Source organism: Sphingomonas sp. SORGH_AS_0789, assembly GCF_031453055.1.
In the GTDB taxonomy this organism is placed as follows: Bacteria; Pseudomonadota; Alphaproteobacteria; order Sphingomonadales; family Sphingomonadaceae; genus Sphingomonas.
This window is the reverse complement of the sequence record NZ_JAVIYV010000001.1, coordinates 3,035,527-3,062,077: the sequence shown is the minus strand read 5'-3', so window position 1 is coordinate 3,062,077 and position 26,551 is coordinate 3,035,527. Positions and strand designations below refer to the sequence as shown.

Here is a 26,551-nt window from a genome sequence, read left to right as displayed (position 1 = left end):
ACCTCATCCTGTGGGAAGCGGGACGATGTCCCGCGGGCACGATCAGCGCGGCGGCGGGGCCGGTTTGCCTTTCACCTTTTCCTCACCATCCACCTGATCAACCGGCATGCGGTAACCGTTCCAAAAAGGATGAAGCCGTCCGTCCGGCGTAAGCGTTTCCTGGTATGTCCGAACGGGCGGGACGTCGCGCAGGCGGGCCGCGACCCTGCGGCGTATGTATTTGGCGACGACGGCCCAATCCTGCTCGGTCATGACCTCATGATCGCCACGCACGATACCATGGTTGTGCATGGCACGGATGAAAGGACCGTAGACCTGGTCGGTCTTTTCGATCTTCTTCGCAGCGGCAGTTTCGCGCTTACGTTGGCCTTCCGCATCGTCCAACGCCCTAAGCATCTCCTCAGCGAACTCGATCGTGATAATATGCCCCAGCGCCTTGCTCAGCGGGTCGCCCAATGCCCGCATGGCGTTCAGCCGGTCAGTCTGCAGCGCCTCGCGAATCTCGGAAGGGTAGGTCTGCACGCGGAAGGCATTCAAGAGCATCCGGCGGGTGCGTTCGCCCTCACTGGGCCTCGCGCCACTGGTCGACCGAATGAGGGTGAGCGCGTCGTCGAGCCTGCTCCAGCGGCCATGGAAACGGCGGGCTAGATGCTTAAAAGCGGCGTAGAGTTCGTCCATGATGATGTCCCGACAGTGTCGGTGGTTATATGTTGGTCGGGCGCTTGCGACAAACGAACGCCCCAGCCTCGATGCGGTCGAAGCCGCATCGAGGCGCCCGAGGACGCCGCGCGTCCGATCCGAGGCGCCCCGCGCCGAGCCCAAACGAGCGTATGCGAGCCAACCGCCCCCGAAGCACGGGGGTGGCGCAGCAAACGTGATGGCCTGCCACACGTTTGCGGTATTGCGCCTGACATGAATTTGCTCTTCTACCCGTCCGACCGTGGGGGTCGGCGGCTCAGGTCCGAAATTGTACCAATCTGGTTATCCGGAAAATGCCGGATGGTGTCCGCAGAGGCGGCTTTTCGCCCTATTCTGCAAAAATAGGGCATTTTCCGGATAAGGTTTTCCGGCTTTTCCCAAAAATCGGTATTTTGGTTTGACCCAAAATACCGCATTTTACGGATAGACGTAAAATCAGTGGTTTATGGGCTATTTGGCTGTGGATTGCCGGTAGTCGACCGCGCGCCGGAATGGTCTGATGTCAGAGCCAGGCATAGACGCAACCGGGTTTGTCTCGAAAATCGGCATAGCTACAAAAAAGACGCTTTTTGAGCTGTCGCAAGGATCGGCGGCGAATGGCCCCAAAATCGCCTTGTCCCGAAAATCAGGTATTTTGCGGATAAGCGATTTGTCCACAAAATGGGCTATATCCCGGATAATCTCGATTTTTAGGTCAGGAGCCCAGTTCGATACCAGTTCGAGGGGACAACGGAGGTGTTTGCAGAACGCGGTCGGTTGTCCCGGAAGACCACAACCATCCGCGCCGCTAGGAATTTGTTAACGATCCGGCTATAGCCTGAGGCGGCCTGCGAGACTTTCAGTTCCGCGGGCCGGGGCGTCGAAACCCTGCAGTAAAAGCCGGTCGCAAGACCACCAGCGGTCGAAAGACCAACACACGGTCGCAAAGCTCTTTGTGACCGGGTGGCGGACGCGTATGTCCAGGCCACCCGGCTAAAGGCGCCCGCGCCTGTTTTACTGCAGGTTTCGAACATCCGGTCTCCAGAGGGCCGGCACCCCGTCATTCAACGGGGTGCCGCCGGCTGGCGTGCATCCCTTCGAGGGGGATGACATGACGAGATTACGGGGGATCAAGGCAGCGTCGGCGAGCCTGCTGACGCTGACGATTGCAGCCTGCGGCGGCGGTGGTGGCAGCATAGCCAGCTCGGGTAGCGTGCCAGTGCCGGCACCGACGCCAACGCCAACGCCAACGCCAACGCCAAGCCCAACGCCTGCGCCGACGCCAAGCCCGACGCCGTCTCCGTCGCCAAGTCCTACCCCGTCACCAACACCCACTCCGTCACCGACGCCTACGCCGTCACCGACGCCCACGCCATCTCCAACACCTACGCCAACCCCCAGTCCGACGCCGACGCCCACGCCAGCACCGCCTGTGTACTCCGCACCGGTGCCACCGCCGGCTGGCTACATCATCACGCCCTCCAACCTGCAGCCGACCAGATCGGCGGCGGACACGGCCGAGTTCCGCCGCAACTACGGCGCGAATGAATTCGTCAACGCGCTCTATGCGCTGGACACTGGCCATGATGGCCACGGCGTGACCGTCGCGGTCGTCGACGACGGCGTTGTCAACGTGAACGGCGAACTCGATGGCCGCATCGACACGTCGCTTTCGAAGGACTTTGGCTACGTCACCAAGGGTGGGATCAAGACGAAGCGCGATGTCCTGGGCGACGACCAGTCCGATCACGGAACCGCGGTCGCCAACATCATCGCGGGCAACGCAAACGGGCAAGGTGCGGTCGGCTATGCTCCGGGTGCGAAGCTTGCCGTGCTGCGCGTATCGGACTGGGATGAGGACACCAAGACCGAGGTGATTTTCCGCGCCGTGGAGGCGCTCGACTATGCGACGGCGCAGAAGATCAAGATCGTCAGCAGTTCGCTGAACCAGGGGGGCAGCGCCACTTGGGGAGAGGCCGTCACCCGCTTCGGGGCCACCGGCGGCCTGATCGTCAATTCCGCAGGTAACAGCGCCGCAGCTAATCCTGCGGATGCCGCCGCCATCGACGCATCCAACGTCAACGCGATCATCTTCGTCGGCGCGCTGAGCCCCAACATCCAGGCCTATACCATCGAGTCCTATTCGAACCGCGCCGGGACCATGAAGGACCGCTACGTGGTGGCCGTCGGCACAAACGTGACGACACTGGTCAACGGCACCGTGGGGCTGTTTAGCGGCACCAGTTCGGCGACGCCGACGGTCGCCGCGCTCGCGGCCGACATCCTGTCGAAATGGCCGCAATTGACCGGGCAGCAGGCGGGCAAGGTGATCCTGACGACCGCGAAGGACATCGGCGATCCGGGCGTGGACGACGTGTTCGGCCACGGACTGGTCGACTTCAAGGCCGCGCTGGCGCCGGTCAATCCGACACTGTCGAACGGCGCGACGCAGACAGCGGTCCGATCCTCGGTGATGGCGATCCCGACGCCGATGGGCGCGGCGGCGATCCAGACGGCGCTGTCCAACGTCACGATCCTCGACGAGTTCGGCCGGGACTATGCCACATCGCTTGCCGGTTTGATCGTCAAGCCGCAGGTCGGCGCCGATCATCGGATTTGGCGACGCGTCGCCCAGATGGGCCACCAGTCGGCGCTGTCCTTCGGCGGCTTCACCGGCACGATGGGCTTCGCCAGCGTGCGGGTCGGCCCCGGCGGCGACCAGGTCGTCACCCGGGCGACGGCCGGCACCATCGACTATGTCAGCGACGGCCTCGGCATTCGTGCAGCGTGGAATGCGGCGGACTCGCTTCAGTTAGACGTGATGGGGCTTGCCCCCTTTGCCGATGGCGTGCTGGCTTACGCACCGCAGGCGGGCACGAGCATGGGCGTCGATCGGTATCTGGCTGGCGGGCGTCTTGGCATCACCATCGCCAGCGGCCGCACCCAGGAGAGTGCGGCGAGCGCCGTGACGCTGGGCTGGTCCGGACGGGCAGCCGATATGCGGCTGTCCTTCATCGACGAGACGGGCACATTGATGGGCATGCCCACGGGCGAAGGCGCGTTGCGTCTCGGCAGCGGCGCCCGCACCGTCATGATCGAAGCGCATCATGGGTTCGGCGTCGCGCCGGGTTGGAGCATCGAGGGCTATGGCTCGCTCGGCCTGACGCGAATGAAGCCGATCACGGCGTCCCTCGTCACCGGAACGACACCGCTGGTCGGCAGCCGCCTCGGCTTCCAGATGACCGGCACGGCGCTCGGTGGGCTCATCAGCTTTGGGGTCGCACAACCGCTCATGATCGAAGCCGGCGCCGCACGTCTGACCTATGCCAGCAGCTACGATCTGGCGACCCGATCGCTGATTTATCAGTCGACCAGTGCCAGCCTCGCCGGTCAGCGCCGCGCGCAGCTGACCGCCGGCTATTCGACCGGCGGTCCTCGCTCCACCATCCGCATCGGCCTCATGCAGGATCTGACGGATGGCTCGCCCTCCATGCTCGCCCACTGGGCGGCCCGCTTCTGAACCCCGGACACAGGAACACGACCATGAAGACATTCTCGATCGCCGCCGCTGTCATCGTCACCATGCTGCCGGCTGTCGCCCCCGCGCAAAGTGGCCTCCTCGGCCGCGTCCTGAAAGCGATGACCGTGCCCGCCGCGCAGGGCGCATCCGCACCGACACCGGTTCGCCCCATCGCCGTGGTCGAGCCGAGCGCCGAGCAGGCCCGCGCCATTCACGAAGCCGTCGCAGCCAGGCAGACCAACCCGGACATCGCCAAAGACATGGCCGCGGCAGCCCCGCTGATCGAACGCCTCATCCGGACCAGCGCCTGCGGCGTCAACGACACCGCCTGGAGGGTGCTGAATCGCGACGCGGTGACCCCATCGAACTACGGACCGTCGCAGGGCTATGTCGCGCGGGGCGAAGACCAATACCATGACCCACGCTACTGCCAGGACGTGCTGCGCCTCAGCGACGTCCGCAAGCCTGCCGCCAACGCGCTGGCCTTCACGGTCTATTACATCTCGCCGCAATCACAGGCCGCGCACCATCAGACGTTCGAACTGCTGCGGACGCCCGAGGGCGCATGGATGGTGAAAACTATCGGCATGGTTTGGGGCTAATTCTAGATGGGCACACGAATCAACCTGACGGCGACCGTCAGATTGATTAGCGGGTGGACATTCTGGATTTCTCGTACTGGCGGGAAGTCGGCCGTGCGATTTGGAGACGGATGGTTCGGTAACTGACCCTTCGTTTACCGGCCCCAACGTCGGTTCGCGACCAACACACGCCATTCCGATGCGGGGCCGGGAACGTCTGCTCACGGCGGAACCTGTCATCCAAACATCATGAACGGACATTTACGGGTAGACTTGCGAAGTCCCCTACGGCGACGTCTTTAATCTGACGGACGATGCCGCGGGTCAGTCTGGGCGGCACGGAAACATTGAAACCGCGAGCGAGCAATCCATCGATCCCCCAACGCACGCAAAAGTCGGTGGCGACACCGCTCACCACCACATCACGGATACCATTCGCTCTCAATTGCTCGAAGAAGCGGTCCCGAGGAACTGCGGCCGCCGAAGGATCGCGCGCTCTCGATCACCAGCCCGTCCTCGGCCCACATATCGAACACGCCCCTCTCGATCCGCGAGGCCGGGATCGACCAGCGTGACATCCAGCACGTTCGCCCAACCGTCGCTTCCGCGCGCACAATGGATCGGGAAAGCCTCGGCCTCTACCGAACCCGAATAGATTTCCGGCACATGGGTGTCAAAGGTGAAGAGCACGCCCGCCGTCTCCTGCGGGTGCAGCGCAGCGAACCCCATACAGGAGCATTGCCGATCATCCGACACGATCCCTGATGTCGGCCTCTGCTACGATGTTGCCCGCTTGTTCCGCGGCGTCTATCTAGTTTGCAAAGGGAGCGAACATGGCGGACGCGGAAGAAGTCGAAATCAATCATCACACCCGCGCTTCGGAGATCGTCTCGATTTTCAAAGCCCTGAGCGCGGGGCCGAATAAGCATATCGCTCAAGCATGGGCTGGGTTGCTCGATGCGGAGATATCGAGCGACGAGTATTATATCGCACTTGGGGCGATTTCGCGCAGCTTGGCCGCGTTGCACGATGAGATCGACAACAGCGGGCTACGCTACGCGAGCAAGCAGATGTATCTCGGCGCAGCCTCGTCTTTTCAACAGTACTTGGAAGTGACGAGGATTCAGAGCCTCACTACCGACAATTTGAAAAACGAGACAGACTCGTTCCGGTTGCTGACGTTGCTCGACGACGTACTGCAACCCAATGCCCACCGAGATATGCCTAAGGCATCGCTCAAACAGTGGACTGCAACCGTTGATGATCTGATCGAGAGCGCAGAAGAGGCAATCAAGGATGCCACTTTGCGCGCATTTGTGATCCGGCAGCTTCATCACCTGCGCTGGGCAATCGGCAACTATCGGTTCATCGGTATCGATGGCATTTCCCGTGCCTATGGTTCCATGGCCGCTGAGATTGCCCGCAGTCAGAACATGAAGGGTGGTCAGACGGAAGAGGCGCGCTCTTGGTTTCAAAAAGCTAAGAAGCCGATCATCGCTATTGGCGTCGCCATTGCTGCCTCAAGTGCAGTCGTTGAGCAGGCCGACAACCTGATCGAGCATGGCGGCAATATCTATGAGGCGATCATGCATCACGGAGGCGATGCAGAGCCAGCCGGCAAAGAGAAATCTGAGGACAAAAAATAGACTCTGCAGGACACACGCGGCCCCTCAGGAATGTCGGGTATGTCCCAACAAGCGCCAATCGGGTTTCCGGCAGCGGTCGACCAGAATGCGTCGTTCTCCGACGCGGTCGTAAACGGCCGCTTTTCTCTTATCCCGCCACTCCGTCTCATCGAGCATTCCGGCACTCGCCCGCCCAAGCTACGTCATCCAAAGAGCCTAAATCTATGACCGGATGCAGCCGCTCCCTACCGCATGATGAATGGGACATGCTTGACACGTAATCAGAGGTTATTGCGCCAATTCCGCCACACTTCCCCAGATTTGGCGATCCTCTTCCGAGGCACGTTCCAAAAGCGCACCAGGGTTAATGATGTGAATAAATTCACCGCGCTTTCCTGACGCGTCTTTCCTGTCTGTTCGCCGCAACCGGCCTGCGCGAGCGAGCTTCTCTTCGATCGCAGGCCAGTAACCTTCCGATAGATAGCGTCCTGCAGGATCAAATGGATCGCTTTTGATAAAAAACTGTCGCAAAAATACGCGAGCGACTCTCTCTAGAAGTCTGGTGGCGTCGTTCTCTAACTGTGACTCATCCCGGTCGGTCTGATGAGCAGATACCCAGCCGTTGATCTCGTCAGGATTGTACAGCACCGCCGTTTTACCTGCCGTTTCTACCATCAAGCTGCCCACAGCGGGCCTCGTCGCCCCGAACAAAGTTTGCTCGTCGACGACCAACACTGATGCAGAGCATTGATCAAACGTTATAGCTGACAAGTTGGCTCCTCTGCAGTCGAGTCGATTGATACCGACTTCCACCATCCGAGCCGACCCGGTAGTCCCAAACAGGACTACATCACCCGCGTTAGCGCGCTCAATACGCAGTTCATCTGGGGAGTCTACAATGGCTGACGTTGCTAACAGACTTGTAACGTTATCGCTCAGTCTCTCTGCGCCAACATCGTTGCGCATAAGAGCGATCAACTTCAACCGGAGATCGTCAAATATCTCAGTGGGCAAATCCAACATCTGTTCACCAGCGATCAGAAGTAGGTCTGTCCCAAAGTAACCGCGTCGCAAAAAGCGCGGAACCTTACCTAAAAGAATCTCCTTGAACAGGGAGCTTGCGAGAAAATGATTCGAAATCTCTGTGTGCGGAAATCGTCGAAACCCCTGTCGGGTATCAACGTCCATAAGGGCGAAGGAACCCGCTTTATGACGAAGCTTAGCTAAGTCGGAGGGCTCCTTCAGTGCACGTTCAAACGTAAGATCAACAGCCAGCTGCAGAAATGGCAAATCAACTGATTCTGTCTCGGCTTCGGCCATTTCAAGCGCTACCAGCTCGAATAATTCCCACAGCAACTTGGCTGCGGTCGACTCATCCATGTTTACACGCTGAGTGATAAGCTTAGCTTCGCGCTGAAGGAAGCTTCTTACAAGGAAATCTCGTGGGCTGACCAGGCCTCCTAGGACGGAGTTAACGCCACCTAGTGGTGCGATCGTACTCAAAAAGTACGGTCGGAGGACATAGGAGTCGGGCTTCAATAGCTCATTGGCTTCGCTGGAGTTGAGATCCTCGGCTGACCAACCGATCCGTGTAAGCCATGTCTTTGCCGTCGCTGGGGTGATGGGCGACAGACTGGCGTGCTTAATCTCAACCTTTGCGCTGAGATCGTGTAGCCGCTCGGAAAATTTCGTGAGATCAAAGAAAGTATCTCGCCCGGCGAGAATAATTGGCCCACCAGACTCAATATCACTGAGGAAGTCTCGAAGGACTGACCATGTATCAGCGTAGCCATCAGCATCGACCAACTCGTCAAAGCCGTCAATCGCGAGTTGCAAAACTCCATGGCGTACCAAAGCTGGCACCTGATCATACGTAAATCTGCCGCGAACGAGCTGAATGGATAATGCAATTAACTCATCCAGGCTGACTAAACGTCGCCCACGATTTGCGACATGTAGAACGGGTGGCTGATTGCCTTCTCGTCCGTAACTCTCTGCGCGTGACAGAACGAGTTGGGAAATAAGGGATGTCTTACCCACCCCGGCGGACCCGTCTAGGAGAATGAGGCCGATTGGCTTATCATGCGATTCTTTCTCCCTAAGACCCGCTAACTCCTGGAAGGTGGTGAGTGTAAGAGGCTCCCCATCGATTTCACCTTCAGGATCGATGAAAACGCTAACGCGCTGTGAGTCTAATAAACGCCTTTGATTGTCCGCAAGAACCTGAACGCTTGAAAAATATTGTGAAGCAAGAAGCGAACGCAAACTTGGGAAGTCACGCGTGACTGGTTCCCCGTCTTGTGCGGTCTGAAGTCGCACCTGGCCGGAGTCTACGCTCAACGTAATGGTATGGCCTTCGCCGTCACGGGTCAGAGAAACCCGGATTGTTTGCCCATTCGCCAACACATCGACTTCTGTTGCCGGATCAGCAAACGGGCGAAGGTCACGCTCCAGAAAATCAGGTAAGATCATTCAAATCCCCTCAAGAACAGAGACAACCCGACGGGTGTCCAAGTGCTTGCTCCCGTGAGCTGGGCGGAACATGTGAATGTTAGCACCCCATGCCTCAGCTGCAAAGATACCTGGTAAAAGATCGTCATCGTTGCCATAAACTAGATGAACGTCATCACGAGAACTACGGGAAGACTGCAAAAGGTCGCAAACCAAGCTGGTGTCAACCATCTTCTGCCTTGCGATCTTCGTACCATCTGCTTCTTCAAGTTTCCGCAAGGTATCATACAATGGCATTCGTTGCCCCCCGATGAGCATCGACGTTGCGACTTCGATGTCGATGCCGAAGGAGACGTTCTTTATAGCGATCGTGCTTGCGTCTTGCAAAAATTTGCTCACCGCTTGGTAATCGAAGGTTTTGCTCTTGCCGCTATACCAACCGTGGTAAAGTCGCCAACGAACCCGGAACAGCGACTTCGGATCTAGAGCTGTCAGGTGAGATGCGACGATGCCCTGAAGGGCCGAAAAGACCTGCTCGATCTGCCGTGCGGCGCGCTTGAGGTCGGAGGTCTGGAAGCGATCAGCGGGAGCAATCCGACGGGCGGTATCCCAATCCAGGAATACGATAGCTCTACGGACAGATGCCATTGTTCAGCCTTCGAAATTGCAAGCGGATCGACCAAATTCGATATGTGGTTGCCGTTCCGATTCCATGCCGTGCGCCTCCCATTCACCTTGGGGCGGTGCCTGAGAAATCGTCGGCCGTCTAGGCCATCCTCTCGACGTAACATCGGATCGTTAGTTCTATCAGTTCGAGGGTTTCCAAGACGCCTCTCTTTGCACTGGCAGCCACATCAAGCCCGCACAGGCTGCAGTCGCCCACGCTGCTCGTTCAATGAGCCAAAGTCGCCGAACGCGCGAATGTCGGCTTGTGTCGCAAGCCGACATTTGGCGAACCAGACCAGAACGACGGCTTTGTCCCACTGCCAGCCCTTCGCTGTGCCCTCCGGCGACGGTTCTTCGGCATACCTAGTTGACACGACGAACGCACGCTTTCGGGCTGAGCCGCTACCCGCGATGACCAAAATCTGGTCATCACGCCTTCCGCCTCGATGCGCATTCCCTGTACGATCCCGTCCGCGACCGCTCCTCCAGCGGCAGCAGGGCCAGCGGTGCAGGCGTGAGATGCGCGGTCAGGTTCGGCGTCGCGTTGCACATCAGACCCAGCCGCTTCTGAATGATTGCCGCACCGCCCTTCACGAACCAAGCCTTGCAGTATTTGCGCGGCCCCGTTCCCTCACGGACATGGCCCAGAATGTCATCCATGTAGACCTGCTTCGCGTCTGAATCCTCGAGAAAACTCGCCCCGGCGGTACGCATCGAATGGAGGTCTGCGCGCTTGCCCGAGGAGGTTCGCAGGAGGGGTACATTCTGATCGACATAGTCGAGCAGGTACCGACCGGCGCCCGCATAGAAGCGGGTTCCACCACGCTTCTTGAGATCACCCCGGTACAATTCCGGGAACAGCATAAAATGACCTTCTGCCTCGATCGCTGTGACGTACTTCTGGAAGCCGAGCCGCAGCAGTTCCGGATGCAGAGGGATGATACGGTGGCGCGAACGGCGTTTCAGGCCCGCCGCGGTTTCGCCATTCTTGCTTTTCGTCATGTTGGCCTTGACGATCAGGAAGGGCGTCTCGACGTCGAACACGATCTCGCTGCATTCGAGCCCGCACGCCTCTTCGCGGCTCATGAAGGTGTAGGCCAGCAGCAGCGGAACCCAGTATGCAGCGTCCTGCCACACCTTGTTGTCGGAACCGGTCTTGAACCGTCGGCTGCACCCGCCGCCGCCCGTATAAATCGGAGCCTTGAAGGCGCAGACCAGTTGCTCCTCCGTCCACGGCATCCGGTCAGGATCGGTGGGATCATCTTGGACCTTGGCGGTGTGCTCGTTGAAGTCGACGATGAGGTCCTTGCCGAATCTCGGCCGCCACGACGCCTTGGCCAGCTCCCGCGAGAAGCGCGCCATGATCGTCAGATCGCGATTGTACGTGCGATCGCTGCGCCGCGTCTTCTTCGCCATCGCATCGACCTCCCCAAGCACCTCCTTCAGCGGACGACTCATGGCGCCCGCCTCGGGCGTTCCCCAGCGAAATTCGGTCGGTAGCTTCCTGAGGGTCTGGGCGTAATGCAGGGCATCGGCGGGGCCATAATCGCATAGGCGCTTGTCGCCGGTGATCCACCCGAAGCTGCGTATCACACGCCGACGCTGATCGAGATCCTCATCCCAGTCGCCCGCGCTCTGGATCATCTTGATGGTGTCCTCGATGATCTCGCTGAACCGCCGCGTGTCCTGGGTAAGGAATGGAGAGTCGACTGGCGCAGCGCCGGACAACCGATGCGGATCAGCGTGCTCGGCTGGTGCTCCGGTGGAATGCGCGGCCGGCTGGCGCCGGATCGCAGCGACGACATCGTCGTCGAGCAGTGCCGTGTACGGATCACCCCGGCTGGCCGCGAGCGGATGGTCGGCGAGGGCTGCGCGCGCCTGCGCTTCTGCCCGTGCCCGGAGGAGTTGGACGCGTGCGTCATCGATCGCGCGCGGGGTCGTCGGTGCCGAAATCGCCGTCAGGGCGCTCTCGGCATCTCGTTGCGCGCTCTTATGGGGCGCCAGCGACCGAAGCATGATCACGACCGCTGCACGATCCTCATCCGAGAAGCCGTCGGTCAGCTCGTTGACGATGGTTTCCGGCACGCTGTCCGCATCGGCAGGCAGACGCGCCGCGATCCGATAGGCCGCCTCCAGCACCCGCAAGGTGCGGCGGTTCCCTTCCAGCGCGTCGGGGGCATCGAAATGGGAGGCCATCGCCAGCCCCAGCTCCTCGTCGAGCCCTGCGCGGAAGATGCGCGTCAGTTCCTGCGCCTGGAGGAAACCGCGGCTGGTCCGGTTGAACATCTGCATCGCCATCATCTCCCATCGGGCGGACAGCCGGGGGACGAGGCGACGTGCCTCGACCGGGTCGGCCGTACCGAGCGAGATGCTTATAGGATGGTTGACGACGCTCCGCTGGTACAGGCGGCGGCGGTAGTAATAGCGCGCGCCACGCCGGCACAGATAGGTGATCGAGGCCACGTCCCACGTCTCGTCCGGTCGCCGGCACGGGCTTCGATTGCGGGCGGACGACGGCGGCATGTGCGCAGCTTGGTGCTACAGCCAAGTGTCCCGCGAAGCGCGGCCGGACGCCGGAATGGCGGAAATCCGTGGGTTCAGTGCGGTGATGGAGCGGGTGAAGGGAATCGAACCCTCGTCGTAAGCTTGGGAAGCTTCTGCTCTACCATTGAGCTACACCCGCATCGCGCCCAGTTTATTGGAAAAACCGCGCTTTGCCGTTCGTCGTTCCAACTTCCGTTCCGTTGGAATTCCGACATGGTGTAAGCCCAGTATAAAAGTGCGCCTCCCTTGGCAAGCACCCGGATGCCGTTTTCTTCATTCCGTCATTGCGCGGCTGCACCGGTTTCGTCACGCCGCCCCGCCTTGGCGGGCGGATTGCGCTTCGGTAGGGTGCGCAGATAGAGGATGCGCACGACGCACAGGGCCAGTGCCGTCCCGACAGCCGAAATGCCTGCGCCGATCAGGCCGAACAGCCAGAGGCTCAGCGAACTCAGAAGCACCGTCAACAGCACGCCGCCGACATTGGTGATGGCATAGACGCGATCCTTGCCCGCGCTGGTCAGTCCGACGCTCAGCAGGTCACCACAGGCTCGCAGGACCGCCGCGATCAACATGAGGATCAGCAACGGGCGGGCCACCGGGAAGCGCCCCGGCGGCGCGAAGCGGATGATCGCCTCGGTCGCCAGGAAGATCACGACGCTCAGGACGGCCGCGAACGCCAGGACCTTGAGAACCTCGCGACGCAACGCCGCCAGCCACTCCTCCATTCCGCGCTGGCGCAGCACCAGTACCATCCGGGGCAGTGCCAGCTGGACGACCGCGGTGCTCAACAGCGTGTAGAGCGCATTGGTGATCGACCAGTAGAAGCTGTAGATGCCGGTCGCCGCGAGCCCCAGCATGGCGTTCAGGATGAAACGATCGGCATAGCTGAGGCCGACGAGCCCCAAGTCGCTGAGATAGATATACCATCCGTTACGAATGCGCAGCCACATCCCGGCGCGGTCGAGCCGCTTGGAAAGCGCGGCGCGCACCGGCCAGTGGCGCAGAAAGACGAACAGCAGGGCGATCGCCATGAAATGACTGACGATCCAGCTCGCGAACACGGTTTCCAGATTGCGGAACGTCGGCGACACCATGCCCAGCCCCACCGCCACCGGAATCCAAAGGGCGGACCGCACAAGGACCAGAATATTGGCCTGCAAGGCCATCTGAAGCCCGACCAGCGGCATATACACGTCAAGCGCCAAGGTTTCGAGCCACAGGAGCGCGAGGATCAGCATATAGACGGTCGAAACCCCGCCGGTCTGCGCGACGATCACGGGAATGGCGACGGCCGTGCCCAGGGCCAGCGACACCAAGGTCACGGTCAGGCGATCGCGCACCAGCGGCGCGGCCCCATCCGGGGTCATGCCGACGACATCGCGCGACACGAAATAGTTCAGTCCCCAGCCCAGCAAGGCCGGCACGATGCCGATCGCACCGATCGCCAGGCCATAGACGCCGGCCGCCTCCAGTCCGAGATAGCTGACCACGTAGAAGGACAGCGCAAAGCGGAAGAACAGCGTTGCCGCACGGATTCCCATGCTGACGAAACCGCTGCGCATCAGGCGAGAAAGGAGTGCGGCCATTCGTTCGGGACCTATCCTGTTTCTGCCGTCCTGACCACGGGCATTGCACTCCGGGACATGACGTTCGGGCGTGAAGGGCCACCGTCTCGCAGACGGGCCGCTGGCCGGACCGGGACGTTGATGCAGCGCAGCATGATGTCCCAATGCGGGAAGAGGGTGCCGCTGCGCAAGGGTTAAAAAAGGGACAATCTGTCCCTCAAATAATGGCGATCGGCATATACCCCGGCATATTGCATGCGCTAAGGCATTTGACGGAATGGGTTTCGTCGCACAGCGGAGGCAGGCCCGTCTTGTGGTGTTACGAAGCGGGAGAGTGAACTCTGATGCGTTCCCAACGGGTCGATTCACTACAGGTCCTGCGCTTCGTCGCAGCATTCCTGGTCTTGTGCGGTCACGCGCAGCAGGCGCTGGTCAAGCTGACCGGCGGCGCCCCCCGCCCCTGGTCGATCATTCCCCTCGATTGGGGTCTGGGCGTCGACATCTTCTTTGTCATCTCGGGTTTCGTCATGTATTATATGATGCATGATCGGTTCGGGGTGCCGGGCGTCGCCGCCGACTTCTTGCGCCGCCGGGTCATTCGGGTGGTGCCGCTCTATTATCTGTTCACCACGCTGACCCTGGTCATGGGTCTGGTGCTGCACGTGCCGCTGCCCAGCACAATACGGATCGTCTTCTCCTATCTGTTCCTGCCGGGGCCGACCTGCGACCTCTATTGCACGCCGCTGCTGACGCTGGGCTGGACGCTCAATTACGAGATGATGTTCTACCTGGTGTTTGCCGCGGGATTGCTGCTGCCCTATCGACGGGGATTGATGCTGATCGTCGGCATTCTGCTGCTGCTGATCGCAATCGCCGCGCCCACGCCGCCCGATTGGCGCATGATCCGCTTCTGGGGCCTGCCGATCACCCTGGAGTTCGTGGCGGGCATGGGAGTGGCGCATATGTTCCTGCGCGGCATGACGATTCCGCGCGCCTTGGCATGGACGATCGTCGGCGCCGGATTTGCACTGGCGGTGCTGTTCTACCAGATCGGGGCCTATGACACGATCGGCCGCCCCTTTACCGGGGGGCTGCCCGCCGTGATGATCGTCACCGCTTCGGTCCTGGGGCTCGAGCCACGGCGGCGGACGCGTTGGATAGGCTGGCTGATCGCGGGCGGGAACGCGTCCTATGCGCTGTATCTTTCCCACCCGTTCGCGATCCATGCCGGCGAGATCCTGGACGCGCGGCTGGGACTGTCGGCGCGGTCGCCGGCGCTGTTCCTGGCGATGGTCATTCTCGGCGCCTTGATCGGATCGGCGATCGTTCATGTCGGTATCGAAAAACCGATGCTGCGATGGCTGAACCGTCGGTGGAGCCGCGAAGGCAGCACCGGGCGCGGCGACGGCCAGCCTGCCCCCGGCCGATCGGGCATCATCGTAAAAGCTGAAACGGGAGTTCGGTAAATGGCGACGACCATCGGCGAAATCCTGCCAGTACGGCGCTGGCGTTCCGCCCCATCGCGCAAGACGACCGAAGCGCCGACCATCGGCGAGCGCGCCTATCTGCTGATCCTGGCGGTGGCGTTCATGTTCTTCTTCCGGGATACGCTGACCAGCTCGCTACGCTATTACCTGTCGCTGGTTCACCTGAGCGCGGCCTGGTTCATCCCCGACCTGTTAAGCCTGTTCATCTTCTTCTATTTCGCATGGCGTGTCGCATGGCAGCGCCGGTCGTCCTATGCGATCCTGCTCACCTGCTCCTTCCTGTTCTCGACGATCGTCGGCCTCGTGTTCATGCAGTCGACGGTGTTCGCCTTTGTGTCGTCGATCAAGCTGTTCCTGCCCTTCTTCGTGGGGGCGGTCATGGTCGATCGATCGCTGACGGCAACATGGCCCGCGCGGTGGGCGCTGACCGCCCTGTTCGTCGCGTCCACCATCGGCCTGCTGATATCCCCCTATGTGGATTTTCCCTGGCTGGGACAGAATCTCGACAATTTCGGCGCGGTCAAACAGGTCGGCAAAATCTGGTGGACGGGCGGCAAAATCCGGTACGGGGGATTCGCCGGAGAATCGACCATGGCCGCCTATATGGCGGTGATCCCCTATATCGTCATGCACCGCCATTTTCCGCGGATGGTCAACTTCGCGCTGTGGATCCCGCTCTATATCGCGGTGGAGCTTTCGACGAGCAAAACCGCTCTGTTGACCCTCATCGCTTTCTCTGCGATTTATATTGCGGTAGAAATTCAAAGGGATCGCGAACTGCGGGTCGCCCAGTTTCTGGCTCGCGCCTCCTATCTGACCATTCCAATCCCGTTCATCCTGATGCCGCTGATGGGCGGCATGGACCTGACGAAGATCAGCCCCGTCCTTTTCAGCATGCAGGACCGGATCAGCCGCACATGGATCTTCCCCTTCACCTGGCTGGCGGAAAACGCACCGGCGGCGATCTTCGCCGGGTGCGGCCTGGGCTGTTTCACCTATCCGATGGAATATACCAAATTAGGTTATCTTATTGTTCCAGTTGACAATTTCTACGTAGCAACCTTTATCATGATGGGGCTGCCGTTTTTGGTTTTCGTCATCGGGTCCTATTTCACGATCGGCAAGAACCAAAGTATCGAAAAGCTTTTGTTGCTCACCACGCTGAATTTTTATGCGGTCACGGTGCAATGTTACGGCCCTTCGACTGCAACCTTGTTCCTGGGATATGCGTTTAGCAATATGTTCATCAGCGGTGACAGATGGAAAAGGAGTTGGCGTGGTTCTGGTAAGGCTGATACCTCTTCGGATTTTGCCGGACAGACGTAGTATGTATTTCCGGCAGAGAACCGATTGATGCAAAAGCCGCGACTTGACTGGATCGACGCCGGGCGTGGATTTTGCGGCGTGGGCGTGGTTTTATACCATGTCTGTGACTGGTTTTCCGAATTCTCGCCCGACCGTTTCCTGCTGCAAGATGTCGCGCTGGCATTGGCGCCTCTTCGGATGCCCTTGTTCTTCCTGATCTCGGGCATCCTGTCGCAGAACATCCACAAGGCTCCGGTCGAGAAGCGCGACGCCCGCATCGTCGGCCTGTTGTTCATCTACCTCTTCTGGTCCTGCATATTATTCTCGCGCAGCTTCCTGATCACGCTGGCGACCGGGGAGACGGCCCCGACGGTCGGTGAGTTCCTCACCGCCCTGGCCATTCCGACCATCTACTGGTTTCTGCTGTGCCTGCCGCTGTTCAACGTGCTGATCATCCTGTGCAAGAACCGGATCGGGCCTCATCCCTGGCCGGTGCTCCTCGTCGCCCTGGCGATGGCGCTGCTATCCAATGTCGCGCAACAGCGTGTCGAGCCGATGGTGACGAACACGTTCGGCCACGTCCAGGTCGGACCGATCCTGTTCAATTTCATCTGGTTCGCGCTGGGGGCCTATTTCGGCGAGATCTACAAGCGGATCGTTCAGCAGGCGAACGGGATGCGGTTGCTCGTGACGGGCCTGTTGTGCGCGCTCGTCATCTGGGCGAGCTGGGGGTCCGACGCCGCCGGCGTTCGGCTTATCAAGTCCGTACTATTGCTGTGGTTCTTCGCCAATTTGCTGGGCATGATCCCCGGCCGACTGGCGATCATGCGGATTTTCAAATCGGTCGGCAAACAGACCCTGCCGCTCTACATCTTCCACATTCTGATCATCGCCGGGGTCGGCGGACTGATCCGCATCATGGCGCCGCCGCTGGACGCGATCCATCAATCGTCGATCGTGGCGAATGGAGTCATCCTCGGGGTCACCGTCTTCCTCACGGTGATATGCGTCGTGGCTGGCCAGTGGTTGAGCAACAGCCGATTTTCCTGGCTGATCGTGCCGCGCTATTGGGGGCGGGCGCCGCGAGCGGAAAGGCGGGAAGCCGTTTAGGCCCCCGCCCCATCCCCTACCGCTCCCGCGCCGCTTCGGATACGTCGCGGCTGACCGGGTCGATCAGATATTCGATCAGGCGCCGCTGACCGGTGCGAATGTCCGCCGTGGCGCTCAGGCCCGGGGTCAGCGGCACCTGCCGCCCGTCCACCCCGATCGTCCGCCGGTCGAGCGCGATGCGGGCCAGATAATAGGGCGCGCTTTTCTCCTCGGTCACCGCATCGCGGCTGACCGACAGGATATGGCCCGGCACCGTGCCGTAGCGGGTGAAGGGATAGGCCTCCAGCTTCACCGCGACCGACTGGCCCGCCCGGACGAAGCCGATGTCGCGGTTGAGGAGCTTGGCCTCCACCGTGACCTGTCCGTTGGGCACCACGACCATTAATGGCCGGACCGATTCGACCACGCCGCCCAGCGTATGGACGCTCAGCTGCTGCACCGTGCCGTCGACCGGCGCGGTCAGCCGCTGCATCCGGCTGTGCTGGCGCGCCTTGGTCAGTTCCTCACGGCGCTGCATCGCCTCGGTCTGCGCCTTGGACAGGTCGGACAGCGCGATCTGGCGCGCCTGCTCGCGCGAACGGGCCAGTTCCTCGGCATAGCGCCCGGCTTCCGACAGGCCGCGCGTGCGCTGGGCGGCGGCGACGTTGCGGTTGCCCGCCTCGGCCCGCTGCTGGCGTTGCATCTCCAGCACGCGCATGCCCGACGCATAGCCGCGCTGGGCCAGCGTCTCGACCGCCTGGACCTGTCGGTCGAGCAGCGGTTGGTTGGCGGCATAGGTGCGCATCTGTTGCGCCGCCGCCTCGGCATCCGACAAAGCGGAGCGCCGCGCCGCCGCCAGGCCCGCCTCGGTCGCGCGGGCACCGGCGATCTGCGCGGCGACCAGGCGGCGCTGGGTCGCCGCGACATCGGCGGGCGTCCCCTCGGGCGCGGTGAAGGCCCCTGCCCCGCCGCTCAGGCCGTCGACGATCGCGGCGTTGCGCGCGACATCGATCTCGGCCGCGAGCAGCGCCTGACGCGCCTGTGCCTCGTCGGCGCTCGACAGGGTCGGGTCCAGATCGACGAGCGGCTGGCCGCGCCGGACCACATCGCCCTCATGCACCCAGATGCGCCGGACGATGCCACCGGTCGCCGACTGAACGAGCTTGACCGACTCCGCCGGGACCGTCCGCCCCTGTGCCGAGGCGACGACATCGACCTTGCCCAGCACCAGCCAGCCGCCGGTCAGCGCCAGACCGCCCATCAGCAGCCAGGCGGTGATCCGGGCGGTCGGCGATACCGGCCGCTCGATCACCTCCAGCGCGGCGGGAAGGAAGCTGTGTTCGAGAGGACGGGCCGCCCCGCGCCGCTCGGCGCGGTCCTCGGACCATGCGGTGCGAAAGAGCGCCCAGTTCTGCGCCAGCGTGCTCATGATGCAATTCCATACAGGACGCCCATCTGGCGTCGGTGAAGATCGGCATAGCGCCCGCCGGTGGCGAGCAGTTCGTCATGCGAGCCCGTCTCGACCAGCCGCCCGCGTTCCAGCGCGACGATGCGGTCGCATTGGCGGATCGCGGACAGGCGGTGGGCGATGATGATGACGGTACGCCCCGCCGCCATGCGCTTGAGATTGGTCTGGATGATCTCCTCGCTCTCGGCGTCGAGCGCTGAGGTCGCCTCGTCGAAGATCAGGATGCGCGGGCGGTTGATGAGCGCGCGGGCGATGGCGAGCCGCTGACGCTGGCCGCCCGACAGGTTGGCGCCGCGTTCCTCGATCATCGTGTCATAGCCTTGCGGCAGCCGCGTGATGAACTCATGCGCCCCCGCCAGCTCGGCGGCCTCCATCACCCGCTCCATCGGCAGCGCGGGATTGGCGAGCGCGATATTCTCGCGCACCGTACGGTTGAACAGGATATTCTCCTGCAACACCACGCCGATCTGCCGCCGCAACCAGGCCGGATCGATCTGCGCGACGTCGGTGCCGTCGATCAGGACGCGCCCCCCCGCCGGGACATAGAGGCGCTGGAGCAGCTTGGTCAGCGTCGACTTGCCCGACCCCGACGACCCGACGATGCCCAGCGTCGAGCCCGCCGGAATGGCAAGGTCAATATCCTCCAGCGTCCAGGGGCCGTCATCGCCATAGCGGAAGCGAACCCGCTCGAACCGGACATCGCCACGGATCGACGGAAGCGCGGTCTGGCTGCCGCTGCCCGGCTCGACCCGGTGGTTGAGCACGTCGCCCAGCCGGTCGACCGCGATGCGGACCTGCTGGAACTCCTGCCACAGCTGCGCCATGCGGATGACCGGACCCGACACGCGCTGCGCGAACATGTTGAAGGCGACGAGCGCGCCGACCGTCATGTCCTGCGCAATCACCGCCTGCGCCCCGAAATAGAGGATGGCGGCCAGGTTCAGCTTGGAGATCAGCTGGATCGCCTGCGACCCGCTATTGCCCAGGTCGATGACGCGCTGGTTGGCGGCGGAATAGCCCGCCAGCTTGCGTTCCCAATTGTCCTGCCATTGCGGCTCGACCGCAGCGGCCTTGACCGTCTGGATGCCCGCGATCGTCTCGACCAGAAGGGCGTTGTTCGCCGCGCCGCGCTCGAACTTATCGTCCAGCCGGTTGCGCAGCGGACCCGTGACCAGCACCGCGACCGCGATATAGGCGGGGATGGCGATGATGCTGATCAGGAACAGCTTGATCGAATAGAGCGCCATCACCGCCAGGAAAACCAGCGCAAAGGCCGGGTCGATCAGCACGGTCAACGAGGCGTTGGTCAGGAATTCGCGGATCGTCTCCAGCTGGCGGACGCGCGCGGCGGTGTCGCCGACCCGGCGCTGCTCGAAATAGCCGAGCGGCAGGCGCAGCAGATGGCGGAACAGCCGCGCGCCCAGCTCGACATCGATCTTTTGGCTGGTTTCGGAATAGAGGCGGGTGCGCAGCCAGCCGAACGCGGTTTCCCAGAAGGATACCGCGACGAATCCGATCGCCAGCACCGCCAGCGTCGACATGGTGCCATGGACCAGCACCTTGTCCACCACCGTCTGGAAGAACAAGGGCGCCGCCAGGCCCAGCAGGTTGAGCGCCAGCGTCAGCAGCAGCACCTCGCCGATCAGCCGACGATAGCGGACGATCTGCGGGATGAACCAGGAAATGTCGAAACCGCGCTGGTTGAGGCGTGCGCTCTCACGCGTGGCGATCAGGACCAGTTCGCCCGACCACATCGCCTCGAACTCGGCGCGGCCGATCTTCACGACCGGAGCCCCGGCCCGCTGGACCAACAGCTCGTCGCCCTGCATCCGGCCGATCAGGAACCAGCCCTCCGGGCCGTTGCCCAGCACGGGCAAGGGCATGCGACCCAGTTCCGCCCAGTCGGCATGGCGCGTCTTGGCGCGAACCCCGTCCATGCCATTGGCCAGACGGACCAGATCGTCCCCGGTCAGGCTGTGGAAATGCCCCAGGCCGTGGCGAAGCTGCTCGGGCTCGACCGCGATGCGATGGATGGCCAATAGCGCGGCGAGCGCCGTCAGCCCGCTATCGTCACGAATAGTTTTGAAATCCACTGTCGACCGTCCACCCGCTCATGGCTTGCCGGAACCGGCGGGCGGCGGGGTGCCGCCCTGTCCGGGCTTCCGACGGTCGGATCGTGGCGGCCTGCACCCCGCTCGGCACCACCATCCGATGCGACCGCAATAGCGTGAAATCCCTACATTTTCGTTGTCACGACAGCAGTTGGTCGATGGGCCGAACAAAAATAAGGCCCGGACGACGGAACTTCGTCGTCCGGGCCTCGTTCTGGCCGCCCAGCCGCGATCAGCCGAGCTGGAACAGCCCCGATGCCGCCTGATTCGTGTTCAGCTTGTCCGGCGTGACACCGACCAGCGTGACCGATTCCCCTCCGGCATAACGGAGCAGCGTATTGCCGCCCTCCAGCGAGATCATCGGCTGATAACCCGACTTGGCAAAGGCGCTGAGGTCGAGCAGGTCATGGCCCGCGCCGAAGTCGCGGATCGTGGCACTGGCCCCCAGCGTGACCAGGAACCGGTCGCTGCCGCTGCCGCCCGTCAGCACCATGTCCCTCCGGTCGGCGAGCAGGATATCGTCGGTCGCGCCGCCGTTGATCCACCCCTTCGAGTCCGAAACCATCACACCGAAACCGGGCTGGGCCGCGACCCTCGTCGTATCGTGACCGCTGGCCGAGAAGGTCTCGGTCGTCGCGCTGCCGCCCGCCGGCTGGGTCACGCGGCGGACCAGAACGCCGCCCGTATAGGTCGACACGACGCTCGTCCCATCGGCCAGCTTCGCGGTGGCCGACAACGGCGTGCCGGTGGCGGCATCGAGCTGCGTCTCGATCCGGTCGCCATTGGTTCGGACCTGCAACTGGGTCGTCGCTCGCCCCTGCGCATCGCGGTACAGCTCGGTCCGGCCATCGGTGCCCGTCTGGCTGGTGAAGGACAGGGTGCCGTCGCTGCGATAGCGGAACACTGCCACAGTCTTGCCGTTCGCATCGACCACCTGCCGCTGCTCGGCATAAGGTTGACCCGAGGCATAATATTGGGTGTTCTCGCCCGTACCGTCGGCATGGGTCACATACTTGGTCGTCAGCGTGCCGCCGGCATCATATTTCAGCGTGGTCCATTCCCCGGCCGCCGTCTTGGTGACGTCGGAGACCAAGACGCCGGTCACGCCATAGTCGCGGACCCGCTTAGCTCCGTCGGTGCCCGTGAAGTCGATCCTGTTGACCTTGCCGCCGGCATAGGTGGTAGCAGTCACGCCATCGGCCTGCTCGGACACCATGTTCAGCAGCGCGCCGGTCCCCGCGTCATAGTTGCGCGTGTCGCGCGCGCCCGACGTCGCGATCGTGACGTCCGAGGTCTTGCGCCCCTTTCCGTCATAATAGGAGGCATCGATGCCGCCATCGGCGCGACGCTGCTCGGTGTAGCGCAACGATCCATCGGACCCCAGACGCGTCACCCCCACGACCACGCCCTTGGCGTCGACCTTCTGGACCTGGGTCGTGTAATTCTGACCCGTGACATTATAGACGGTGTTCTCCGAGGTGCCGTCCGCCTGCTGGACGAACAGCATCGTCAGCCGCCCGGTCGCCGCATCGACCAGCGTCGTGCGCCAGGTGTTCGATGCGTCGCGGCTCTGGGACTGGATCTTCGAGCCTGCGCTGTTGAGCGTATCCGCCGACCACGACCCGTCGGCGTTGAAGGTTTCGAGCACGATATTGCCGGTCGCCAGCTGGCTGCGACGACTGACCATCACGCCCTGGTCGAACTGGCTTACGATGACATCGCCCGACGCCGGCCGGTCCAGCTGACGCTTCACCTTGCCGCTGGCGACGTCATAGTCCTTGACGACCTCGCCACCGTCGGCGGCGATGACGATATCCTGCGTCATCCGGCCGCTCTGGTCGAAGCTGGTCATCTGACGCCCGCCATTGTCGAGACGCCGGTCGAGATAGGCCAGGCTGTCATCGGCGTTGCGCCGCTCGACGCCGATCACCTTGCCCTGCGCATCCAGCGTCTGATGCTCGCTGACATAGGTCTGGCCGGTGATGCCATAGGCGTAATTGTCGCCCGAACCATCGGCCCGCTTGACATAGCGGCGGCTGACATTGCCGTTCGCATCGTAATTCGTCGTGGTCCATGTGTTGGCGGCATCGACCAGCTGCTCGCTCAGCTTCACGCCCTTCGCGTCATATTTGGTCGTCGTGCGTGCCCCATCGGGCGCGACCGTCAACAGCGAGGTCACGATGCCCGACGAGATCGTGGCCGTGGTCGAACCGCCCGCTACGGGCTTGGTCACGCGCTGGGTCAGCTGGCCATCGGATGCGTAGGTGAGGATCGTCTGGCCGCCATCGCTCGCGGTCATCGTCTCAACCTGCTTGCCACCCTTGGCGTCATAGGTCGTCACGGTCAGGCCGTTGCCGTCGCGCCGTTCGGTATAGACCGCGCTGCCATCGGCGCGGGTGCGGGTCAGCGCGATCACCTTGCCGGCCGTGTTCGTGACCTGAACCTCGGTCGTCCAGTTCTTGCCCGTAATCCCATAGAGCCGCGTCTCGCCGCTGCCATCGGCATAGGCGGCATAGACCGCCGTCACCGCGCCCGTGGCGGTATCATAGGTGGTGGTCGTCTTGTTGCCCGCGGCGTCCACCGCCAGCTGCGACTTGCGCACGCCGTTGGCGTCATAGGCATAGGTGATGCTGGTTCCCGAACCGGCAGGCGCCGCGTCCGTCGAGGTGCCGCCATTGGTCGTGGTCTTGTTGCTCTCCACGAGCTGCGGGGTCTGCCCGGTCTGCGAAGCCGCGGACATGTCATAGGTCTTGGTCGTGCGGCTGCCGTCCGGCGCGATGATCGTCGTGCTCGTGCGCTGTCCGCTTGCGTTGTAATAGGTCAGCGTATGGCTGCCGTCGCTTCCGGTGACGTCGGTATAGTCATAGGTTCCATCGGCATGGGTGCGCACGACGGACATGACCTTGCCAGCCTTCGAGACGATCTGGACTTCGGTCACATAGCTCTTGCCGGTGATGCCGAAGGTCGTGTTCGTATTGGTGCCGTCGGGGCTGGTGACATAGATTTTCGTCGGCTTGCCCGACACCGGGTCGAATAGCCGCGTGGTAAAGGTCGCGTCGGCCGCCACTTCGACCAGGCGGATGCAGACGCCATTCGAGAAGGTCTCCGACTGGCGGCTGCCGTCCGTGCGGACCAGCGTGCGGTCGGTCATCGAGCCGCCGCTATAGGTGATCGTGGTGGTCCCGGCCGTCGTCTGGTCGACACGGGTCTTCACATTGCCGCTGGCCGTATCATAGACCAGCGTCGTCCGATCCCCCTTGGCCGAGACGCTGACCTCCTGCTGCCTGACGCCACGGCTGTCGAAGCTGGTCACGACGCTGCTGCCGTCGCCCGGATAACGTTCGGTGCTGACGAAACTGCCATCGGCGCGGATACGCTCGACAAGCGTGACCCGTCCGCCCGCGGCCGTCACCTGGCGCTGGGTGGTCCAGGCCTGGCCGGTGATACCATAGGTGGTGTTCTCGCCGGTACCGTCCGGCCGTTCGATGAAGACGCGCGTCGCCTTGCCAGCGGCATCCAGGTTCGTCGTCGTCCAGACACCGGCCGTATCGACACGGACGGTCGTGGTCAGCCTGCCGGTCGAGTCGTAGCTGTCCACTTCGCTGCTCTTGTCGGCGGCATTGATCGTCCGGGTCGACAAAATCCCGTTCTTGTAGACGCTGTACGTCGTCGACGACGAGGTAACCTCGGACATTGCGGTGGGCTTGCCCGTCGCCACGTCATAGGTGATCGTCGTGCGCAGCCCACCAGGCGCCAGCGTGGTTACCTGCGCCAGCTTGCCGCCATTATAGGTCCGATCGCTGACCGTCCCGTCGGCCAGTTCGCTGTGGACATTGGCGAGGACACCGGCCGAATAGCCATAATCCACCGTGCCGGTGAGCTTGCCCGCGCTGTCGAAGCTGCGCTCTTCCTTCCAATTGTCTCCGGTCTGCGTGACCTGGAAGGAATAGCTGCCCTTCACCTTGGACAGGACCGAGCCGTAATTGGCGACCATGTACTTCATCGTCGCGTCCGACGCGACCTGCAGCACCGAGGAGCCGGTCAGCGTGACGCTGTTGAGGCCGGTTGACACCGCAAGCTTGTCGATCTGCGCGACAAAGGCTTCCGCCGTCAGGGTCAGGTCGGGCGCGACGCTGGGCTTGACCTCGGTATAGGCGCCCTTGGCACCGACCTCGACGATCAGCGGCCGGTCGCCCATGGCGACGGTGATCGAGCTGACATTCGTATAGGTCGCGATCGGCGTCGTGCCGTTCAGCGGATCATAGACATAGACGGTCTTCTGCACCCCGCCGAGATCGATGGTCATCGAACGCGGCGCGGTCGTCGTCTCGGTCTGGCTGGCGCTGTCCCACATCTTCACGTCGCGCCACAGCACCAGGTCGTAGGCGCCATTACCCTTGGTCATCGCCATCGAATGCCCATCGGTGGGCATATCCTTCAGCGTATAGGCGCTCGCGGCGCTGGCCGCCGTGCCGGTCCCGGCATCGGTATAGGCCAGGATGCTGGTCAGGTTGTGCAGGGCAACGGCCGCCTGCTTGGGCGTGCCGTCCGTCTTGAACAGGCCGAAGTTGAATTCCCGCGCCGGACCCGTCGGCTCCAGGCTGCTGTCAAAAAGTTCGTAAAGAAATGTCTTGCTCGAGCCGTTCTCATACGCATGCAGAACCGCGTTCAACGTCAATTTGGCCTGCGCACTCTCGTTGACGCCCAGACCGGTGTCGCTCTTGAGGGTCGTATAGCCCGTTTCGGTGACGATGACCGGATCGCCCTTGGCCGCGCCCGCCGCGCGCGCCATCGACGCCTCCATGACCTTGTCCGACTGCCACCCCGTCGCGGTATAGGCATGGGCGTTGCCGTAATCGGCATAGGAGCCCAGATTGCCGATGGCGGCATAGGCGGAGCTGCTCTCCAGACCGATCGACAGGTTGATGACCGGAATGCCGGACAGGGCGGAGTCGCCCTTCACGGCGCCGTACAACGCCTTTTGATAGGCCGCCGCAGCCGCGAGATCGCCGCTGCCCTTGTAGTTGAACGCCTGAATGTTGACTTCATTCAGCCCTTCGATCGCAAAGATGCTGCCCGCATATTTGCTCTGGAAAGCCTTCAGTCCGGCGACATAGTCCGCCATCCCCGCATCGCCCTTGGCAGGCAGATCGGACGACGCCACGAAATCGAACTTGATACCGGCCGCGGCCATCGCGCCGACCGCGGCACCGCCGGTGCCCAGGTTCGTGAAATGATCACGGACCGTGCTGATCCCCAGGTAATTCAGCGCGCTTAGCACCATGCTGGAATTCGCATAGGCACCGTTCGCGCTGCCCGCATGGGCGTTTACGCCCAGCGTCGAAAGAAAGGCAGAAACGGAAGCAGGTTGAGCAGCCACGGGCTTGGAACTCCGATTAGGTTCGGTCCCCAATATCGGAGTCCATCCGTGGCCGAATCTCTAATCGGAATAGCTAAACCA

The 26,551-nt window shown here is 62.3% G+C and carries 16 protein-coding genes and 1 tRNA gene; 6 read left to right on the top strand and 11 right to left on the bottom strand.

Annotated elements, in window-relative coordinates; genetic code table 11:
• Positions 1-42: 42 nt before the first annotated feature.
• Entirely contained in the window at positions 43-678 is a 636-nt protein-coding gene (locus QE360_RS13995; protein WP_309702419.1) for a hypothetical protein, read from the bottom strand.
• Positions 679-2,110: 1,432 nt separating this feature from the next.
• On the opposite strand from QE360_RS13995, the gene QE360_RS13990 reads away from it, so the two are divergent.
• Complete coding sequence (locus QE360_RS13990) at positions 2,111-4,198, top strand: S8 family serine peptidase (protein ID WP_309702416.1); 2,088 nt, start codon at positions 2,111-2,113, stop codon at positions 4,196-4,198.
• Between the two features lie 23 nt (positions 4,199-4,221).
• Entirely contained in the window at positions 4,222-4,800 is a 579-nt protein-coding gene (locus QE360_RS13985) for a hypothetical protein (RefSeq protein ID WP_309702414.1), read from the top strand.
• 226 nt (positions 4,801-5,026) lie between these two features.
• Here QE360_RS13985 and QE360_RS13980 read toward each other — a convergent pair whose 3' ends face one another.
• Positions 5,027-5,194 (bottom strand): hypothetical protein, encoded by a 168-nt coding sequence (locus tag QE360_RS13980; protein ID WP_309702412.1) that lies wholly within the window; start codon positions 5,192-5,194, stop codon positions 5,027-5,029.
• Between the two features lie 26 nt (positions 5,195-5,220).
• Entirely contained in the window at positions 5,221-5,508 is a 288-nt protein-coding gene (locus tag QE360_RS13975) for a hypothetical protein (protein WP_309702410.1), read from the bottom strand.
• Positions 5,509-5,612: 104 nt separating this feature from the next.
• Here QE360_RS13975 and QE360_RS13970 point away from each other — a divergent pair, with 104 nt between their 5' ends.
• Positions 5,613-6,425, top strand: a complete 813-nt coding sequence (locus tag QE360_RS13970; RefSeq protein WP_309702409.1) for a hypothetical protein — start codon at positions 5,613-5,615, stop codon at positions 6,423-6,425.
• A gap of 267 nt (positions 6,426-6,692) precedes the next feature.
• Here QE360_RS13970 and QE360_RS13965 read toward each other — a convergent pair whose 3' ends face one another.
• From QE360_RS13965 to QE360_RS13945, 5 genes are all read right to left on the bottom strand, one after another.
• Positions 6,693-8,876: a hypothetical protein gene (locus tag QE360_RS13965; RefSeq protein WP_309702407.1), complete on the bottom strand. Its 2,184-nt coding sequence runs from the start codon at positions 8,874-8,876 to the stop codon at positions 6,693-6,695.
• Positions 8,877-9,503: a hypothetical protein gene (locus QE360_RS13960; RefSeq protein WP_309702405.1), complete on the bottom strand. Its 627-nt coding sequence runs from the start codon at positions 9,501-9,503 to the stop codon at positions 8,877-8,879.
• Between the two features lie 447 nt (positions 9,504-9,950).
• Entirely contained in the window at positions 9,951-11,984 is a 2,034-nt protein-coding gene (locus tag QE360_RS13955; protein WP_309702403.1) for a DUF6538 domain-containing protein, read from the bottom strand.
• A gap of 146 nt (positions 11,985-12,130) precedes the next feature.
• Positions 12,131-12,204, bottom strand: a tRNA-Gly gene (locus tag QE360_RS13950).
• Positions 12,205-12,346: 142 nt separating this feature from the next.
• Positions 12,347-13,651 carry a lipopolysaccharide biosynthesis protein gene (locus tag QE360_RS13945; protein ID WP_309702401.1) on the bottom strand — a complete coding sequence of 435 codons (1,305 nt, stop codon included), beginning with the start codon at positions 13,649-13,651 and terminating at the stop codon, positions 12,347-12,349.
• A gap of 323 nt (positions 13,652-13,974) precedes the next feature.
• Here QE360_RS13945 and QE360_RS13940 point away from each other — a divergent pair, with 323 nt between their 5' ends.
• The 3 genes from QE360_RS13940 to QE360_RS13930 are packed head-to-tail and all read left to right on the top strand — an operon-like array spanning position 13,975 to position 17,532.
• Positions 13,975-15,096, top strand: coding sequence for an acyltransferase (locus QE360_RS13940; RefSeq protein ID WP_309702399.1), 1,122 nt, complete (start codon positions 13,975-13,977; stop codon positions 15,094-15,096).
• Positions 15,097-16,443, top strand: a complete 1,347-nt coding sequence (locus QE360_RS13935) for a hypothetical protein (RefSeq protein ID WP_309702396.1) — start codon at positions 15,097-15,099, stop codon at positions 16,441-16,443.
• 27 nt (positions 16,444-16,470) lie between these two features.
• Positions 16,471-17,532, top strand: coding sequence for an acyltransferase (locus QE360_RS13930; RefSeq protein ID WP_309702395.1), 1,062 nt, complete (start codon positions 16,471-16,473; stop codon positions 17,530-17,532).
• A 16-nt stretch (positions 17,533-17,548) separates the two neighbouring features.
• Here QE360_RS13930 and QE360_RS13925 read toward each other — a convergent pair whose 3' ends face one another.
• From QE360_RS13925 to QE360_RS13915, 3 genes are all read right to left on the bottom strand, one after another.
• Positions 17,549-18,940: an HlyD family type I secretion periplasmic adaptor subunit gene (locus QE360_RS13925; RefSeq protein WP_309702393.1), complete on the bottom strand. Its 1,392-nt coding sequence runs from the start codon at positions 18,938-18,940 to the stop codon at positions 17,549-17,551.
• On the bottom strand, positions 18,937-21,072 hold the full coding sequence (locus QE360_RS13920) for a type I secretion system permease/ATPase (RefSeq protein ID WP_309702391.1): 2,136 nt from the start codon (positions 21,070-21,072) through the stop codon (positions 18,937-18,939). The genes QE360_RS13925 and QE360_RS13920 overlap by 4 nt, the downstream gene beginning before the upstream one ends.
• A gap of 250 nt (positions 21,073-21,322) precedes the next feature.
• Entirely contained in the window at positions 21,323-26,374 is a 5,052-nt protein-coding gene (locus QE360_RS13915) for a hypothetical protein (RefSeq protein ID WP_309702388.1), read from the bottom strand.
• Positions 26,375-26,551: the final 177 nt, after the last annotated feature.

What these genes read in the sequence shown, in the direction of transcription:
- QE360_RS13965 (WP_309702407.1), bottom strand. Translation starts at nt 8,876, where the DNA reads ATGATCTTACCTGATTTTCTGGAGCGTGACCTTCGCCCGTTTGCTGAT.
- QE360_RS13975 (WP_309702410.1), bottom strand. Translation starts at nt 5,508, where the DNA reads ATGGGGTTCGCTGCGCTGCACCCGCAGGAGACGGCGGGCGTGCTCTTC.
- QE360_RS13945 (WP_309702401.1), bottom strand. Translation starts at nt 13,651, where the DNA reads ATGGCCGCACTCCTTTCTCGCCTGATGCGCAGCGGTTTCGTCAGCATG.
- QE360_RS13985 (WP_309702414.1), top strand. Translation starts at nt 4,222, where the DNA reads ATGAAGACATTCTCGATCGCCGCCGCTGTCATCGTCACCATGCTGCCG.
- QE360_RS13970 (WP_309702409.1), top strand. Translation starts at nt 5,613, where the DNA reads ATGGCGGACGCGGAAGAAGTCGAAATCAATCATCACACCCGCGCTTCG.
- QE360_RS13960 (WP_309702405.1), bottom strand. Translation starts at nt 9,503, where the DNA reads ATGGCATCTGTCCGTAGAGCTATCGTATTCCTGGATTGGGATACCGCC.
- QE360_RS13935 (WP_309702396.1), top strand. Translation starts at nt 15,097, where the DNA reads ATGGCGACGACCATCGGCGAAATCCTGCCAGTACGGCGCTGGCGTTCC.
- QE360_RS13940 (WP_309702399.1), top strand. Translation starts at nt 13,975, where the DNA reads ATGCGTTCCCAACGGGTCGATTCACTACAGGTCCTGCGCTTCGTCGCA.
- QE360_RS13925 (WP_309702393.1), bottom strand. Translation starts at nt 18,940, where the DNA reads ATGAGCACGCTGGCGCAGAACTGGGCGCTCTTTCGCACCGCATGGTCC.
- QE360_RS13995 (WP_309702419.1), bottom strand. Translation starts at nt 678, where the DNA reads ATGGACGAACTCTACGCCGCTTTTAAGCATCTAGCCCGCCGTTTCCAT.
- QE360_RS13915 (WP_309702388.1), bottom strand. Translation starts at nt 26,374, where the DNA reads ATGGTGCTAAGCGCGCTGAATTACCTGGGGATCAGCACGGTCCGTGAT.
- QE360_RS13930 (WP_309702395.1), top strand. Translation starts at nt 16,471, where the DNA reads ATGCAAAAGCCGCGACTTGACTGGATCGACGCCGGGCGTGGATTTTGC.